Origin of the sequence: Rhizobium aethiopicum, assembly GCF_900094625.1 — a bacterium.
In the GTDB taxonomy this organism is placed as follows: Bacteria; Pseudomonadota; Alphaproteobacteria; order Rhizobiales; family Rhizobiaceae; genus Rhizobium; species Rhizobium aethiopicum.
The window spans coordinates 40,594-56,817 of record NZ_FMAJ01000016.1 but is presented as its reverse complement, the minus strand read 5'-3'; the positions used below and the strand labels follow the sequence as shown (position 1 = coordinate 56,817).

The following is a 16,224-nucleotide window of genomic DNA, read 5'->3' as shown; positions in this document are numbered from 1 at the left end:
CGACGGAGACACCGTACACGTCGTTGGCGATGCCGCCGGAACACGTTTGGTGGGCTTCAACACGCCGGAGAAGTTCTCGCCCCAATGCTAATATGAGCGCCAACAGGGCGAGCGGGCGTTGGCGCGGCTTCGAGAGCTGGTTGCCGGCGGCAGCACCGAACTGAGAAAAGTCGCGTGCTTTTGTCCGCCGGACACCGAAGGTACGAAGAAATGCAACCATGGCGCCCTTTCGGGATGCTGTTGGTTGACGGGAAGGATGTCGGCAGCATTCTGATCAGCGAAGGCCTTGCAGTACCATTCGTCTGCGGCCGCAAGAGCTGTCCTCCGAGGCCGAGACCATGGTGCAAGGCATAGCCGACGAAATCCGGTGGACCCGTTGGATAGTGAGCGCCTTATGACGACCATCGAAAAAAGCGCGCCCCTGACTCCTTTTTTGAAAGGAACGAAATGGGAACATTCCTGAGGCGCTCTATTCCATCTCGAATACGGAGGATCCGGCATGCCTACGGTGTTGTTCAGACACGACCAAGACATCTCGCTTAATGATGTACTGAAGATTGCAGTAGAACGTTGCAGGCAGTGCTATGAAGTGTTCGCGGAAGATGGTTCGAGGTCTCGTCGGACGCTATGTCGCGGCGAGCGCGGGACGTGTCTGATGCCCTCGATTTCAGTGAAGAACCATATTTCTCGCCGGAGACGACGAGGAAGGTTCTTAAGCTTCGCAATGCGGTGTGGGGTATGTGCTTCGACTATCTCGGTGAATGCGGCCACCTGGGCAAATCAACCGACCTTCTCAGGATGGACCAGGACCTGGAATACGTCGTCGAAAAACTCGTCATCTACCACCTGTCTCCTCAGGAGATCGAAGAGGCTGAGGCCGAGTAGGCGCATGAAGGCCAGTTGTTTCGCTGATCTTGGCATCGGCGACGACACGGAGCCTCGGGGCAGCATTTGACATCTCTTCATACTTCAAGATCCGGACAATTTTGATATTGCAGTTTCTGAAGCGATGCCTCGAGGTCGAGCTTGAAGCCGGTTGCGGCGTAGTCAAACGAGACGTCTCCGAAAGCGGACAGGCTCGTATTGACCAAGCGGGAGCCGAAGCCCTTCTTCTTTGGGGCTTCCACGGCTGGGCCACCGCTCTCTTGCCAATGGAGATTGAAGCGATCGTCGCCGACATTTTTGCGCACGGACCACTCGATCTCGACAGTTCCTGTATCCCCTGATAGAGCCCCGTACTTTGTCGCATTGGTGACAAGCTCATGCAGCACGAGGGCGAAGCCAAGAGCCGCTTGCGGGTTCAGGCTGACTGCCGGACCGCTTGCTTTGATGCGGCTCGGTTCAACGCCGAGATTCACCGCGGTCGCTTCGATGATCGTATCGACGGCTGCGGATAACCAGTTCTTCTGCAGCAAAATATCGTGCGCGTTTGCATATGCCTTGATGCGCGACGAGATCGACTGCTCCGCGGCTTCGATGCTGGCGGCGTTCCGGAATGACTGGTTGGTGATCGCCTGAACGACTGCCAGCGTGTTCTTGATGCGGTGAGAAAGTTCGTGCATCAGGACGCGCTGTCGCTCCTCATTTTCCCGCTGCTCGGTTCGATCCCTGAGGATCTTCACGAAGCCTTCGAGTTCGCCATCATCCGATCTCAACGCCATCATCTGGCCCGACGCCCAGAATAACGAGCCGTCCTTTCGAAGGTGCCAGCGCTCATCATCTCCATGGCCCTGGGTCAGTGCGGCGGTCATTTCCCGTTGAGGAATGCCCGCCGCGCGGTCTTCCTCAGTGAAAATAACGGCCACGGGATGGCCGACGATTTCGGTCTCATCCCATCCGAGAATTCGGCGGGCACCCTCATTCCAGGTGATCACTCGGGAGTCGAGATCCAGGGCGATGATCGCATATTCGATGGCACTCTGAAGGATTGCTTCGAGAAAGCGCTCCCGAGCGCGACTGGAGGTGGAAATGGGGTTCATGATTTTATTCTGCGCCTGATCCTTCCGGTCGCGCAAGCGGAATTGCCTTACCTCATCCCATACAGGCGCAATGACAACGCCATCGAACCGTGACTCCCGGACGGGCTGGTCGGGAAGCCTGCCGCATAGGCCAAGTCGGTCGATCGTCTTTTAGGAAAAAGACGGCGTGCGACGTTATCGGACCTCTTATTGAGCGTGGAAGGATGACGACCCAATTTGACAAAGACTTACCTTCGGTATCGTCAGAAGCAGCCTTGGCCGACCGGAAAGAACTTGCGGCGGTCGCGTTCGAACGAATAGGATGCCGATGGTCGTCAATGACGCGCGCAAGCCGGATCTGCCGATCGGGCTGGCCTACAGATCATTCCTCGAGCTGACCGGTTGCGCCGCCGGAGAGGTGCTGGGCCGGAATTGTCGTTTCCTTTAGGGCCCGGCGACGTCTCCGATCGCCGTCGCCGAACTTCGCGCTGCATCGCCGACGAGCGGGAGGTGAGCGTCGAGATCTTGAATTATAAGAAGAACGGGGAGCAGTTCTGGAACCGCTTGCATTTAAGTCCCATCCATGGGGACGACGGAAGGATGCTTTATTTTTCGGATCGTAAATCGACATGACGGAGTACCGGCGGATAGAGGCGCTGGAAGCGTCCGAGCATCGGCTGCTGACGGATCGGCCACCGGTCGAAGAACGTCCTCGCCATCGCGGACAGCATTGTTCGCCTCACCAACGCCGACGATCCGGCCGGAGGCGGGCAAAGAGGGCGAGATTGTAAGCGACCACCGATGACCAGACATAAGCCTTGAAGTGGTCGAGCCCACGCCAGGTGCAGCGCCCCAAGCCACAAGCGCGTTTCAAACATGAGATGCCGGCCTCGATGCCGGCGCGGAAGTTTCTGAGCTTGCGATAGACCCCGGCTACCGACCATATCTTCGATCTTGAGGCCGCACTTCTTGTGGAAGGCCATGTCGCGGATGCCGCAGGCTTTGGCTCGGCTCAAATTATCGCGGCTGGCATAGCCGGCCCTGATGCGGCGCCTGGCCATAAAAGGCGATGTGGCGTTCCAGCATCGGCAGCAAACGCTTGCTGTCTGCCGGTTGCCGGTTTCGACGACGAGGTCGAGGACCAGTCCGCTTCTGCCGGTGGTCAGATTGAGTTTGTGGCCGTAGTCGACGTCGCGGCTGCCTTCGACGATGATGTCGGCATGCGGCTCGAAGAGGCTCACCAGCTTCTCGCCAGCCGGCACCGGCTCGCCGGCCAGGACCCGCCGTTCGGTCTGGCCGATGATCCGGTCGATCAGCAGCTTATAGTGGCGGGGCTGGGTCTGCCACAGTTCGCCGGCCGGGCCAGCCGTCAGGGGCAACTGTTCACTCGCCTGCTGCAGATAACTCAAGGTCGTGCGCGTGATCTTGAGCAGTTCGCGGTAGTGCTTGATCCGTTTGGGGCGGCCGCGGGTATTCGATCGCTCGAGCCCGCTTCTTTGCCGCGCGGCGGTGGTCGTGCCATGGGATGGCTCTACCCAGTGCCACGGCCTGCTGCAACAGCCGCACCGTCACCCGGACAGCGTCCCATAATAGGCTACGGTCGCTCGGCTCATGGATCAGTGCGGCGGTGACGTGCTGTCGACGCGCACGACCTTGCCACTTTCCAGCTTCTCCTGCCGGGCGCTCGCCAGCAGCACCCTGCCAGAATAATTTTGCCCTGCGAGGAAAAGCAAAATTCGTGCGTGTTTGTGCCTGTGGTTCCCGAGGTTGCGAGTGTCGCGGCATTCAGGATAGAACGAGCGAGTTCCATCTCAGTGTGCTCCAAGCATTGGCGGCGACGAGGAGGCTGCTGCAGCAATGTTATACGCAGAGGACTTTGGTCGTCAAAGCTAAAGGTGACATTCAAAACGACGATCGTTTTCTCAGATGCCACCCGCTTTTCAATTGGATGCTTGGCAGAGGGGAATTGGACGCGGCGGTGGTGCTGGATGATCCTGCTTATATCTTGCGATGATCGGCTCCAGCCGCTCTTTCGGCCAGAACTGCGGAGAGCCGATCTCGCCAAGGCAGGTAGCGTTCCAGTATGATCCAGCGCTTACTGGCGACTTGCCCGATGTCGTTGCCCGGCCGACCGCGGCGATGTCGCGCGCCTCCGGGTAGATATAGAGCGTCGTCGGATTATCCTTGACCATCGACAAGACTTCCGGGGTCTCTTCCGGCGACCAGCTGGTGCATCCGTCGCTTCGCCCGCCCGCATAGGTGACCAACTTCCCGACAGGGACATAGCCTTTCCGATCGGCATATGGGCTCTCCGGCTTTTTCTGCATGCAGATCCCAGAGACGAGCGCCGCAGCATGCCCGCCGATGGCGCGTTGTCTGGCGTTGGCGGTATCGCCGATCCCATCGAATTGAACAAACGAGCGGGTCAAAACCGCCTCTCTGTTAGAAGGCGCCAGATAATAGCCTTTGAACGAGGTCTTGATCTCGCTTGTCAGATACGCGCCGGCGGTCAAGTTTGAGTCCAGCGCGTTGCCAAAATTCTTAGCGCATTCCCGGCCGTTGGAGAAGTTGACCACGCCAGGGAGGTTGAGGCCGCCACCATGCCCTGCCGAGATCACCCGAAACGACTGCTTCGCCTCGCAGATCACGTAGAACCGGCCAACTGTCAGATCGTTGGGTCGTGTCGCATCCATTGCGAAGTAACAGGCGTTCTTGACCGTTCCCTCCGCGACCTTCTCCAGATATAACCTCCGCGCCCGCTCCAGAACCACGCGCGTGATCTGGCCTTTCCCGTCGCCGACGTAGTCTGCTATCCAAGCCGGGAAAGGCGAACTCTTGCCCGCGGCACGTGCGGGAGTTGATCCGGACAGCATTGGTGCCAGGATGACCAACCCCGTTGCTAGCAAAAGGTTGAGCCTGGAACGCATCTGGTGCTCTCCGTGATGTAAACAAAGACCTGAATGACATCGATCATCATGACAGAGGCGACAACGAGGTTCGATAGTTCGCAATTATGCCTCGACACTCCTTAACAGCGCACTTCCAATCGGGTCGCAACAATCTGCGAGTAGTCTGTGCCCACTGGATCGTTGAAGAACATCGTCGTCAGCATCGCCTGATTTTCGGAAAGGATTTCTTTCGAGCCAGGCCTGACGACTTTGTGAGTGCAACCGCTAAAGCCTTCGCCCGAGATTTTCAGATCGGCATCGCTGGCAAAATCGAGAGCAGTATAGAGTGTCGGATCATAAACGCCGAAAACAATCAATCCTTTGAGCGGCGTCTTGGCCATTGGCTTCTGTGCGAAAGACAGGGTGAGGGAGCCGTTCTCATAGGTCCCATGCAGGATGTCCGGCTTCGCAAGCGCGAGTGTTTTCCCATTGATCGTGATGTTCATATAATAGTTGTACTGCGCAAGCGACTCCCGGACTGTTTTGGCGACGGCAGCAACTTCCGCAGGGTCGAGGGCATTGTTGCGGTTCTTGTCGTAGTCGAGCAGCACTGACGACGAAAACACCTCATCGAACTGCCATGTGTCGCGCAGCTCCTGGAGGCTTCCATCGGGCGCCGCGACCGCCTCGAATTTCGCATCAACGAAGATATGGGGATGGGCGAACGTGTTAGTCGGCATCCCGAGGAGGAGAAGTGAAATTGCCATAGTGGCGTGGCGGCGTTTGTTCGCGAGGCTCATGCTACGTGAGTGTCGAGAAGATTGCGACGGATTTAAGTTTCGATCGCCGTGGTTTACCGGAATGCACCTTCCGCTATTTCGCCGCCGAGACGTTGGTCGAGTTCCTCGTGCTGGCCGTTGCGGCAACTTGGCGATTCACGCCGCCACCGCGCGCCTATCGCTGCGGCAGCACAGCCGGCTTCGACGCATCTTCATTCAGACAAGGCGATGGCAAAAATCATCGTCACGCCCGGGCGCGCTGGCCCTGTCGAGATTGCGGCCTTCCTGATGAAAGGCGACATCGATCCGCTGGACGCCAAGAAGTGACCGTCGTCTTGTCGACCCCCCCTGCGGGAATAGAGCCAATCAAGCGTGCGGCGCGCCAGTGGGAGGATGGCACTTGGCGCGAGAACGTGCCGTTGCGGCAAGTGGAACATCCGTGTCGATTCTCGCGTCAGCGATTTTGAGCTTGCTCGGGCTTCCGGCGAGATTGAAATTGGGAATTGGAATGCCTTCACTGCAAACACACCGGATCTTCGTTTTACGTGGCGCAACTTTCCTCAAACGAACCCGCGCCCGTGCGGTATTTGGCCACATCCTCGCCGAGGCCGGAGCCGGAATAACCGGGTCACTCTCATCACATCAAGGGTGCCTGCCACGAGCAAACGCCTAATAATTGGCGCGAAGCCAAACCGCGTCGGTGACAGGGCACTCACAGTAATGGGCAGGTGCGGCTGTGGGCCGGCAATTGCTTATTTTGACGCGTCGCTTTTGTTGGCATGCGCCTGAATTTGCGTGCATCGCTCGATCAGGTGCTCGAACGGCTCGGAATCGCCGAGCAGCAGGCCGTCGTCGACCATGCGCACGTAATCCTCGCCGAGCGCACGCAGACCTTCTCCGGATGGCGTCAGAACCAGATTGCCGTTGACGGCTGCGGCGTAGTCGATGGGCGAGCGGTCGGCCGCCTTTTCCGCAAAAAACATGGATTTGTGTTTCGCCACGGCATTGGCGAGTTGCCGATCCGCGGATGCTTTGTCGGCGAAACCAGCATCGTCCAGCCGGACGACATCATGCCAGTGGCGGGCAAAACGATCGCCGCGAAGGCGCTCCTGCAGGCAGAAGACATGGATGGCGGTCGCTTTCTCCCAGAACGTCCGCTCCGCGTGCATGACGCGGGGACTCGCTTTCGGAAATTCGACACCATCAACCTGGCCCGACGCGTCACAGTCGATATCGCGGATACTGGCCGGCTCGCCGGTCGACGCGCTCCGAATTCGAGCATGACGCTCGGGGCGACATAGCCGGATCCGCTGCTCACCGCTTCATAGTCGAGGTAGAGCGTATCGTCCTCGAGGCGGATTGCCGCCGGAAGAGATTGAACGCGCAACGCGCCATAACCGGCTCCACCGAGCCCGCCACCCAGACCGGAAGCCGCTTTCGCACCTCGCTGGTCCAGTGTTTCTCCTCGCTGCGGGTTTTCGGCAGTGCTTCGTCATTGTCGCCAACAGTCCGGCGCCAGGGCGCGGATATCGTAGGTCAGGTCGACATCCTCGGAGAACCTTTTGATGACACCGTAGGCTTTCGAAAGCGAGGTGCCGCCCTTGAAGACGAGATGCTCACCGAGCTTGGACGAAAAGAGCGTCTGCAGCGTCCAGACGACCCAGACATCCTTTTCGAGGAGATGAATGGGCCGTCCGCTGTGGTCGGCTGCCACAGCCAAGGCTTCGCGCCGGTCATCTTTGACAAGCTCAGGAATAGATCAGCGATGCGCAGCCCTTCCTACGCTTCTTGCAAGCCAGGTCGGAAACTGCGGAGCCGCCGCCACCAGCTCGCCGAACGCCTCCGGCGGCAGCTTTCGCTTGATCCGCGACAGTGCTTCATCGGCCCTCTCCGGCCCAAGCCATGCAAGTGCGCGGACCGCCACGCCAGCAGGTCGATCGGCCAAGGCCAATTGCCAGCGCGGCACGTGCTTGAGCTCGACCGTCTGCTGTCCAAGGGTCATCGTCCGGCTACGGCCGGATGTCAGGTAGACGGAGCGGACCGGGACCTGGGAGGTCAGGCCCAGGGCATTTGCCGCGGCGGCGCCATTCGAGACGATGACCTCACCGCGCTGCTGCGCCACCGCCTCTACGGCCTGTTCGACCGTCGGCGGCCGACTGCCAAAGCGACTTTTGACGGGCCGCATATAGATACCACGGCCCGCCCGGACGAGCTCGCCACGCTCGGCCAGGCGCGACAGAGCCTGATCCAGGGCGGCTCGATTTCCGAGATGCAAAAAACTCTTTGCCGAAAGCGCGGATCCTTCCGGCAGTCGTTCAGCATGTCCCATGATTTGCTATGTCAGCTTTTGCATGGCATTTCTCTTGTCAGAAATATATGCAAGTTTCTGACAGTTTGCAATGAGAGGGGAAGACGGCGAGCCCGGACGGTGCTGACCAATTTTTATCGGTCAGTGACCCGCTGTCTCTTCACAATCACGATTCATCTATCAGGCCGTCAAACACTTCCACCATCGCATCGCTGATGGCCTTGCCTAGCGCGGCTGCAGCGTTTGCAAGCGCCTCGTCGTCCATATCGCGAGCGGCCATCGCAAAAGCAGTTCCCTCGGACGTTATGATTTCCCGCGCCCGCTCAATTGCCCAAAGGCCGAAGTCGCTGCGGCTGCTGATTTCCACGGTTTCCATGTTGTCCCCTGATTTGTTCGAGAGGACGGCTTATACCGATTTGCCGGACAATGCAGTCTGAAAACCGAGCCCGAGGACCGACTTCGATCTGTCTCGTGAGCGCATTCCCTACGGGAGCGTGCTCTATTGCGCCGCACCTTGGCGACTGCGGTGTCACCAGCATTTGTACTGCGGTATAATTTGGAAGCTATGTGGGGGTCAATGGTTCAATTTTGCCGCTCCGATAGCACCCATTTGTCATATCACTGAAAAACTTCTGACCTAACGAGGCTTTCCGGGCCTCCGTTCAGGGTGCGGCCGTCGATCAGGAGTGACGAAATCATGTTGGAACGTGTTGGCAGCGGATCGAAAGAGGTCGAAACCCTGGTCGTGGACCTCGGCCAGAAAGACGTGACTGGCCGTTCTGCATCGACAAAAACCATCGACGCCGGCGAAATACGCAAGATCGCGCCGAGCGGCAACGGGCAGGCACTCGACATCTCCGCTGCGCGGGGCTTCGTCGGATTTACCCAGAGCAAAAGCGGCGCCACCGCGATCCTGGTCGATGCAAAGGTGAGCACGCCCGAAACCGACCCGGGCAACGATCTCAAGATCGACCTGGACGGCTTGAAAAAGGTTGCCGCTTCCGAATTCGGCAGCACCGTGCCCAATAATATCACTCACCTGTTCAACCCGACCATCGAGGCGATGGCCAACCAGTTTTACGGGGGAGACAGCGTCGAGGTCCGCGACAGGTTCAAGGCCGACGTCAAGGCGCTTCTCGGTCCGCTGCTCGACAAGGTTGGCGCGGGAGAAATCGGCATTGGCGATCTCGCCGGCAACCTGGAGCGCCTGACCTCGCGTCTGATCGCTCCCGGCGGCAAGGAAGTCTGGGGTTACCGTCACGCGGTGCAGACCGCGCTGGAAGGGCTCGTCATGAGCGCCAGCCTCGTCTCGAAGATGCCGGCCAATCCGGACTGGGACAAGAATTTCTCGCCGCTGCCTTCCAGCAATCTCGCCAGCTATTCCTTCAACGACGTCATGGCTATGATCATGGTCGGCACTGGGCTGGCCGGCAAGGAGATCGCCGCCAACGGCTCAGGTGACGGACGCTTCTTCGCCGGCAGCGGCGGCGACGCCTGGATCGCCGAGCGTATGTTCGGCACCAAGGACAATGGCTGGAGCAAGACCATCCAAAATCTCGATCTGCCCTATATCGACAGCGACTATCTGACATCGAGCCTCAAGAAGATGGACCTTGTCATGTCGGGCTCGGATGCCATCGAGCCGGTCGTGGAGCGCCCGATCGACGAGAACGACATCCTGGAAAGCAAGCTGCTGCGCGGCTACGCTCCGTCGACCGCCTATGAGCCGACGCTGAAGAAGCTCGACGAACTCAAATACGGCATTCTCGGCGACGCCGTGAAGGACGTGAGCCGGGATTTCGTCGCGCCCGACAACATGGACCACCTCGACCAGCTGACGCCGGAACAGAAGGCGACGCTGCTCTACGATCTCATCGAGATCAAACAGCAGTTCAATGGCTATATGAACCAGTATGGCGACAGCGTGCCCGATGGCGAGCGCGTCGGCAAGGACCTCGATGCGCGGATCGAAAAGCTGACGGCCGATCCGGCGACGCAGCAGCATCTCTCGGATATCTTCGCGAGCGGCATGAAGGAATATCTGCAACGCCCGGCGAATTCCGATCTGCTCACCAACATCGAAGACGCCTATCTGATCGATATCGGCGGCGGCAAGGCGATCGACCGGGCGCTGAGCGCCGGCAAGAGCTTCGAAGATGCCCTGAAGGATTATTATTCCGAACTCAACACGCTCGTCGATCTCCTGCCCCAGGATTATATCGACGCGCATCTCGACGCCGCGAACGTCACCTTCTCGAACGTCATCAAGGAACATTATATCGGCGACGGCCAGGGTGTCGATCTCGAGCCGCTGCTGTCGGGTCCGGATGACACCTTCGTGCCCGGCGCAACGAATGACGCCATCAGCCAGTTGGCAAACACCTTCGCCGAGGATTTCATCAGCAAAAACGGCCCGGCCGATGGCGGCGAGACGCTGAAACAGAACCTGGCACAGGACATAGCACGCGACGTCGACGGCGTTCTGCGGATGATGCGCGGCGGTATGAAGCTCGACGATGCGCTTGCCTCCTTCAAGGATTCGCTCGATCTGCCGCGCCAGACCCGGACACCTGCCGGCATCGATGCCGAAGTGTACAAGGCCGGTCTGATGCACGCCGTGCAGATGCTGACGATGTCGAGCGTGCTGGTGGCGCGCGGCCTCGGTGTCGGCGGCAAGTGGACGCCGGCCGATATCGCCGCTGCGGTCGGCTCGGCGACACAGATCGTCGGCATGACGATGGAAGGTCTCGGCAAGAACCTCGACGTTGCCGGCAAACCGTTCAGCGCCTTCGGCAATCAGCCTGGCAGCTGGGGCAAGGGGATCTCGATGAACTTCTCGCCGAAGACGATGGAAGCGGCAGGCAAGATCCTCGGCGCGGCCGGCGGCCTCGCCATGGCCGGCCTCGGCTTCTATTCGGCGTCGCGGTCGATGAAGGCCGGCGACCGCGCCAAGGGCGCGCTCGAAATAATCGGCGGCATTGCCGGTACCGGCAACGCGCTCATCGGTTTCTCCGAGGCGATGCTTTATCTGACCAATGCCATGTCCCGTGCCTTTTCCGGACTCGGAACGGTGGCGCCGGAAGTCGTGACCATCTTCAGCAGCGCCGCCAAAACCGGCCTTGCCGCGGCCGGACTGGTCACCGGCCTCGTTGCCTCGGCCGTCGGGCTAGCGCTTGGCCTGTGGGATATGGCCAATGGCGTGAAGAAGCTCGACAAAATGGAAAAGCAGCTGAACGAGAAGCTTGAACGCTACACCGGCGAGTCCGTGCATCTCGAATTTGGGCCAGACCCGTCATTCATCTGGTAGAGGCAGAGGGGCGGCAACGATGACCGCCACAGCCTGGGAAATACCCTGCGACCCCTCGGTAAAAATGTGATTTTTGATCTCCAGGCGCGAGGCCGCTGCATTTTATGCAACCGCGATGTCGCGATCGGGCTTGAATTATCACGCAAAGGTCGATCTTATGCCTAACGTAAGGTAAACGACGTCATCCGCGAAAAGCGGAAAAAGAAAATCAAAGGGAACGCATGTCATCGATCGCACCAGCATCTTCGGATATCGATACGGTTTCATTTCTCCGGCTAAACGCCAATTCCGATCCAAAGTCCGAAAATTCCACGAGCCAGGGCAAAACCACGAGCACCACGGTCAAGAAGGCATCGCCTTTTGCCTCTGACGGGACCACGACGGCAGCCCTGACGATTTTCTCCTCTATATCGGCGCAGACGAGCAGTCCGAAGTTCGTTTCGCTGGCCGCCACGTCGAATGGCACGTCCCGCCCTACCGCGCCGATCCAGCCGGTCATCGATCTCCTGTTCAATTCCGATTTCATGAGCGAGATCAATCAGGGCTTCATGGAAGGGCTGAAGGACAAGGACAAATCCTTCGAGAGCATCGACGTCGTCAAAAACCCTCACAATTACACTGCCGAGCAGAAACTGATCATGTATCTCGATCTGCTTCAGACCAAGGCGACCTTCGGCCAATACAAGGACAGCCTCGGCGACAACCAGCGCGGCATCTACAACGACCAGGAGATCCTGAAGGATCTCGACAAGTCGATCGCCATCCTGGGCTCGGACCCCGACGTCAACTCGCTGATGACGGAGAAGGCGCTGAAGGCCTTCAAGCTGATCTTCTCCGGTTATCGCGTGGCGCCGCCCGATACGAACAAGGACGCTTCCGAGATCATCAACGACACGATAACGCGTGACGAGAAGATGAAGGACCTGCGTACGAAGGTCGAGGATGCCTTTGAGCGCGACATCGTCAATGGCGGCCTGCTGAATGACGGTCTCAAATCCGGCAAGGACGTCACCACCATTCTCAAGGAATATAATGCCGCCCTCGGCTTCTATTCCATGGTGCTTCCCGACGATTTCGTAAAGCAGCGCTCGGCGATTGCCGACAAGACCTATGCCGAATTCTTCGACAAGAACGTGCTGCCGACGATCTCCGATCCGACGACGGCGCTCGATGGCCTGATCCGCATGGGACTGGCCGGCAACAAGACCGAGCGGGAACTGAAGGGGCTCGGCTCCATCCTGCCGGTTATGGATTTCGACCAGTCGCTCGGGCTCGGCGGCAGCCTGTTCCCCGATCTCAAGATCGACCTCGACGGTTTGAAAAAGGTTGCCGCTTCCGAATTCGGCAGCACCGTGCCCAACAATATCACCCACCTGTTCAACCCGACCATCCAGGCGATGGCCAACCAGTTTTACGGGTCAGACAGCCCCGAGGTGCGCGATCAGTTCAAGGCCGACGTCAAGGCGCTTCTCGGTCCGCTGCTCGACAAGGTAGGCGCCGGAGAAATCGGCATCGGCGATCTCGCCGGCAATCTGGAGCGCCTGACGTCGCGCCTGAGCGCACCCGGCGGCAAGGAGGTCTTGGGCTACCGCCATGCGGTGCAGACCGCGCTGGAAGGGCTCGTCATGGGCGCCAGCCTGGTCTCGAAGTTGCCGGCCAATGCCGAGTGGGACAAGAGCGTCTCGCCGCTGCCCTCCAGCAATCTCGCCAGCTATTCGTTCAACGACGTCATGGCGGCGATCATGATCGGCACCGGGCTGGCCGGCAAGGGCATTGCCGCCAACGGCTCAGACGGCGGGCGCTTCTTCGCCGGCAGCGGGGGCGACGCCTGGATCGCCGAGCGCATGTTCGCCACCAAGGACAATGGCTGGAGCAAGACCATCCAAAGTCTCGATCTGCCCTATATCGACAGCGAATATCTGACATCGAGCCTCAAGGACATGGGACTTTCCATGTCAGGCCTGATGAAGACGCTGATGCCCGGCACGGATGTGATCGATCCAATCATCGTCGACGGCAAGACCGCCGAAGAGGCGATCAAGAAGATCATCGCCCCGAGCCTCGACGCGCTGGCGGAAACCCTGTTCAAGGGCAATGCCGATGCCATGGCGCAATACAAGACCAATTTCACGACGATCTTCACCGCGCTTTGGGCGACGATGCGACCGGGCGGCAGCGTCGAAACGATCAAGGCCGACCTTGCCAAGCTGATCGACAAGACCGCGACGGCGGCGCCGGCAGGGGTCGATCCTGTCAAATACAAGGCGGCGCTCTCTTCCGGCGTGATGTCGGTGCTCACCGCATCCCGCTCCATCTATGCCGGCCTCAACATGACCAGCCCGACCTGGGACAGCATCGGCATCGTGGTTCTGCACGCCCTTGGCGCTCTCGCGCACATGGGCAGTGCGCTCGGCTCGGCGATCAAAGCCTCGAATTTTTCGCTGCTGGATGGGATCAGTTCACTCGTCGGCGTTTCCGACGAGCTGGCGCGGGCGCAGCGCAGCGTGCTCTCCGCCTTTTTCAAGAATACCGGGACGACGGTTGGCGCCGTTGCCGGCGTCGCTTGGCTGCCGGTGGAATATTACCAGTTCCTGCAGGGGCTCACCAGTGGCAAGGGCGATCCGGTCGATCTCATCTTCATGGGTATCGGAACCGCGGCGGACACGGTCGGCGCGATCGAGGGCATCGCAGGCGTTGCCAATATGCTGGTGAATTCCACCTTCCTCGGGCGCACGGGCGCAACGGTAGCGCTCGTCTCCGGCGGCTTCTCGCTCGCCTTCGCAGTCGCCTGCGCGGTGTCCTGGGCGGCCTGGGCGGGCTTTGCCATCTACCAGAGCATCAAGCAGGAAAAAGCCTTCCACAAGCAGACCGACATGATGAACGACATGCTTAAGCGCACTGTCAACGACACGGTCGGCATCTACGCCAAGACCGGCCCGATCGTCGGCGCCAAGGGCGGCGTCGCCCCCGCGCCCCGCGACCCGGAACAGCGCGAGCTGACCCCTGAGAACTGGGACGCGATCATCGCCGATATCGAGAAGCGCCGCGGTACGGCGGTGGGCTGATCCGGGACGCTTTCGCAACACCAAATATCTGGGTACTCACAGGCCCGGTTGGCGTAGAGGCAGTCTGGCCTGTGAACATTTGATAGCAATAAATTTAAGTATGAATTTCATGCGCAATCTGGATATCTGCTGCGCTTTACGGATAAAAAACGTTCAATTTTAATATAAAGGTCGATAAAGTTGTCAATGCCGATTGCAAGTTCCGAAAATTAACCATCGGTTAAGTTTAAACAATTGACCGGCCGTTTTTTTATCCATATCAAATCATGCATTCATTTTGATAACTCCTTGATGGAAGTGCTCATATGGCCGTAGATTCAGTGAACTCCGACCTCAACCTGGCGCTCGCAAACCCTGTCTCGGTGGAGCTGACGACCGATAAGACGGGTTCCAAGGACACCACCGGCAGCACGACGAAAAAGGTCGATCCGAACAGCGAGAGCGAGATACTCTCCGCTGCCGTGGACGCGTTTCTGCCAGGCATGATTTCCAACACCCTGATGCTGAACAATTCGCTTTTCAATTTCGCCAAGGAGGCGATCGACGAAGGCAGCGACGAGTAGCGTTCCCGTTCATCGTTTGCAGTTGACGTGTACCGAGTTGAGGAATTGCAATGAGTGGAGAAGAACTTTCCGGCCGCGCCTTCACGCCGCCCGTCGACGGCGTATCGACAGGCAATGTGCTGAAGACCTCGGAGATCGTGGCGGAGCGGATCGGACTGCAACCGGCGGATTTCGCCGGCCTTCGGCCAACCGAACTCACCTCTATTCCCAACACCCAGGGCCGCAAGATCGCGCCTGAGTCCGACGCCGTCCCGCCCTCCTATTCACCGGAAGGCAATACCAGGCCCTCCAGCATTCTCGAACGGCTGTCGGCATTCTTCATGCCCGTGGCCGGGAGCGGCCAGCCGGAGACGCCGCTGGTGCGATTTGCCGCGGACAAGGATCACAGCGGCCCGAAGATCGAAGACATCACGACATCGATCGACCGGCTGGAGAAATCACAGCAATTCGCAACCGGCACGACGCTGCTGTCGTCACTCACCCAGTCGGTGATGTCGTCGTCCAAACGGCTGACGCAGGGCCAGTGAATATCATGATCTCATCGGCCCTTGCGAGATCATCGATCTCTTCGCCCGCGCGCAAAGTCCTTCCGAAGGCCGCCATGCTCGCCCTCTGCCTGTTCCTCGCCGCCTGCAGCCAGGACGTGCTGACGGGACTCGATCAGCGCGATGCGCTGGATGCTCAGGTCCTGCTGGAACGCGCCGGCATCTCCGTCACCATGAAGAGCGAAAAGGGCGGGACCTATGCGATCATCGCTGAATCAGCCGATCATGCCCGGGCGATCGAGTTGCTGGCGGGCGCCGGTCTGCCGCGTCAGTCGTTCGGAAATGTCGCCGAACTCTTTCCCGGCAACGGCTTCCTTGTGACGCCTTACGAACAGAAAGCCCGGATGAGCTACGCCATCGAGCAGCAGCTTGCCGAAACGCTTTCCGGGCTTGACGGCGTGGCGACGGCGCGCGTCCATGTGGTGCTGCCGGAGGAGAACGGCCGCGGGCTCATCAAGGAGAAGGCGAGGGCGGCGGCCGTGCTGCAATATCGCCCCGGCGCCAATCTCAACGAGATCGACATGAAAAGCCGATCCGTTCTGGTCAACAGCATCCGTGATCTCTCTTACGAAGATGTCTCGGTGGTGGTCAGCCCCTGGTCGGAGGTCGGCGCGCCGGCGGCTCCTGCCACAGCCGCAGCGCCCGCCCCAGCAGCACCAGTGACGCCGGCACCCGCTGCGGCGCCATTCTCGATGGTGCAAAGCGCTCTCTCGGCTTTCAAAGGCCCCAATCTGGCCGTGATCGGCGCCATCATCCTCGCCATCGGGGCATGCCTGCTGCTGCTGTTGCCGCAGCGGAAGGAGCGCTGAGC

The 16,224-nt window shown here is 59.5% G+C and carries 12 protein-coding genes and 3 pseudogenes; 7 read left to right on the top strand and 8 right to left on the bottom strand.

Annotation, left to right across the window (positions count from 1 at the left end):
• Positions 1-648 precede the first annotated feature (648 nt).
• Positions 649-885 carry a hypothetical protein gene (locus tag GA0061105_RS32980; protein ID WP_158464442.1) on the top strand — a complete coding sequence of 79 codons (237 nt, stop codon included), beginning with the start codon at positions 649-651 and terminating at the stop codon, positions 883-885.
• A gap of 77 nt (positions 886-962) precedes the next feature.
• Here GA0061105_RS32980 and GA0061105_RS25955 read toward each other — a convergent pair whose 3' ends face one another.
• Positions 963-1,979 carry a sensor histidine kinase gene (locus tag GA0061105_RS25955; protein WP_029532363.1) on the bottom strand — a complete coding sequence of 339 codons (1,017 nt, stop codon included), beginning with the start codon at positions 1,977-1,979 and terminating at the stop codon, positions 963-965.
• Between the two features lie 203 nt (positions 1,980-2,182).
• On the opposite strand from GA0061105_RS25955, the pseudogene GA0061105_RS25950 reads away from it, so the two are divergent.
• Positions 2,183-2,720 (top strand): annotated as a pseudogene (locus GA0061105_RS25950) (PAS domain-containing protein); the annotation flags it as partial.
• Here GA0061105_RS25950 and GA0061105_RS25945 read toward each other — a convergent pair.
• The 6 genes and pseudogenes from GA0061105_RS25945 to GA0061105_RS25910 form a co-directional block, all read right to left on the bottom strand.
• A pseudogene (locus GA0061105_RS25945) lies at positions 2,698-3,658 on the bottom strand (ISNCY family transposase); the annotation flags it as partial. The pseudogenes GA0061105_RS25950 and GA0061105_RS25945 overlap by 23 nt on opposite strands.
• Positions 3,659-3,898: 240 nt before the next feature.
• A complete protein-coding gene (locus GA0061105_RS25940; protein ID WP_064820003.1) occupies positions 3,899-4,885 on the bottom strand; it encodes a hypothetical protein in 987 nt (328 codons plus the stop codon).
• Between the two features lie 101 nt (positions 4,886-4,986).
• Complete coding sequence (locus GA0061105_RS25935) at positions 4,987-5,646, bottom strand: DUF1007 family protein (RefSeq protein WP_016737409.1); 660 nt, start codon at positions 5,644-5,646, stop codon at positions 4,987-4,989.
• 731 nt (positions 5,647-6,377) lie between these two features.
• Positions 6,378-7,392: pseudogene (locus GA0061105_RS33085) on the bottom strand (nucleotidyl transferase AbiEii/AbiGii toxin family protein).
• On the bottom strand, positions 7,385-7,954 hold the full coding sequence (locus GA0061105_RS25915; protein ID WP_225884183.1) for a DUF6088 family protein: 570 nt from the start codon (positions 7,952-7,954) through the stop codon (positions 7,385-7,387). Before GA0061105_RS25915 ends, GA0061105_RS33085 begins: the two are co-directional and overlap by 8 nt.
• A gap of 145 nt (positions 7,955-8,099) precedes the next feature.
• Positions 8,100-8,309, bottom strand: a complete 210-nt coding sequence (locus tag GA0061105_RS25910; RefSeq protein WP_064820004.1) for a hypothetical protein — start codon at positions 8,307-8,309, stop codon at positions 8,100-8,102.
• Positions 8,310-8,630: 321 nt separating this feature from the next.
• On the opposite strand from GA0061105_RS25910, the gene GA0061105_RS25905 reads away from it, so the two are divergent.
• Entirely contained in the window at positions 8,631-11,240 is a 2,610-nt protein-coding gene (locus tag GA0061105_RS25905; RefSeq protein WP_064820005.1) for a hypothetical protein, read from the top strand.
• 208 nt (positions 11,241-11,448) lie between these two features.
• On the opposite strand, the gene GA0061105_RS33490 is transcribed toward GA0061105_RS25905, so the two are convergent.
• Positions 11,449-11,739 (bottom strand): hypothetical protein, encoded by a 291-nt coding sequence (locus GA0061105_RS33490; protein WP_004672580.1) that lies wholly within the window; start codon positions 11,737-11,739, stop codon positions 11,449-11,451.
• 25 nt (positions 11,740-11,764) lie between these two features.
• Here GA0061105_RS33490 and GA0061105_RS25900 point away from each other — a divergent pair, with 25 nt between their 5' ends.
• The 4 genes from GA0061105_RS25900 to sctJ all read left to right on the top strand — a co-directional run bounded on the left by GA0061105_RS25900 (position 11,765) and on the right by sctJ (position 16,222).
• Positions 11,765-14,305 (top strand): hypothetical protein, encoded by a 2,541-nt coding sequence (locus GA0061105_RS25900; protein ID WP_225884182.1) that lies wholly within the window; start codon positions 11,765-11,767, stop codon positions 14,303-14,305.
• Positions 14,306-14,610: 305 nt separating this feature from the next.
• Positions 14,611-14,868 carry a hypothetical protein gene (locus GA0061105_RS25895; protein WP_008534237.1) on the top strand — a complete coding sequence of 86 codons (258 nt, stop codon included), beginning with the start codon at positions 14,611-14,613 and terminating at the stop codon, positions 14,866-14,868.
• Positions 14,869-14,918: 50 nt separating this feature from the next.
• Positions 14,919-15,395, top strand: a complete 477-nt coding sequence (locus GA0061105_RS25890) for a hypothetical protein (RefSeq protein WP_064820006.1) — start codon at positions 14,919-14,921, stop codon at positions 15,393-15,395.
• Positions 15,392-16,222, top strand: a complete 831-nt coding sequence (gene sctJ / locus GA0061105_RS25885; RefSeq protein ID WP_046977177.1) for a type III secretion system inner membrane ring lipoprotein SctJ — start codon at positions 15,392-15,394, stop codon at positions 16,220-16,222. The genes GA0061105_RS25890 and sctJ overlap by 4 nt, the downstream gene beginning before the upstream one ends.
• Positions 16,223-16,224: the final 2 nt, after the last annotated feature.

Bases quoted from the DNA above. Each gene is read 5' to 3' on its own strand.
- GA0061105_RS25910 (WP_064820004.1), bottom strand. From the start codon at position 8,309: ATGGAAACCGTGGAAATCAGCAGCCGCAGCGACTTCGGCCTTTGGGCA.
- GA0061105_RS25940 (WP_064820003.1), bottom strand. From the start codon at position 4,885: ATGCGTTCCAGGCTCAACCTTTTGCTAGCAACGGGGTTGGTCATCCTG.
- GA0061105_RS25895 (WP_008534237.1), top strand. From the start codon at position 14,611: ATGGCCGTAGATTCAGTGAACTCCGACCTCAACCTGGCGCTCGCAAAC.
- GA0061105_RS25955 (WP_029532363.1), bottom strand. From the start codon at position 1,979: ATGAACCCCATTTCCACCTCCAGTCGCGCTCGGGAGCGCTTTCTCGAA.
- GA0061105_RS25900 (WP_225884182.1), top strand. From the start codon at position 11,765: ATGAGCGAGATCAATCAGGGCTTCATGGAAGGGCTGAAGGACAAGGAC.
- GA0061105_RS25935 (WP_016737409.1), bottom strand. From the start codon at position 5,646: ATGAGCCTCGCGAACAAACGCCGCCACGCCACTATGGCAATTTCACTT.
- GA0061105_RS33490 (WP_004672580.1), bottom strand. From the start codon at position 11,739: ATGACCGGCTGGATCGGCGCGGTAGGGCGGGACGTGCCATTCGACGTG.
- GA0061105_RS25905 (WP_064820005.1), top strand. From the start codon at position 8,631: ATGTTGGAACGTGTTGGCAGCGGATCGAAAGAGGTCGAAACCCTGGTC.
- GA0061105_RS25890 (WP_064820006.1), top strand. From the start codon at position 14,919: ATGAGTGGAGAAGAACTTTCCGGCCGCGCCTTCACGCCGCCCGTCGAC.
- GA0061105_RS25915 (WP_225884183.1), bottom strand. From the start codon at position 7,954: ATGGGACATGCTGAACGACTGCCGGAAGGATCCGCGCTTTCGGCAAAG.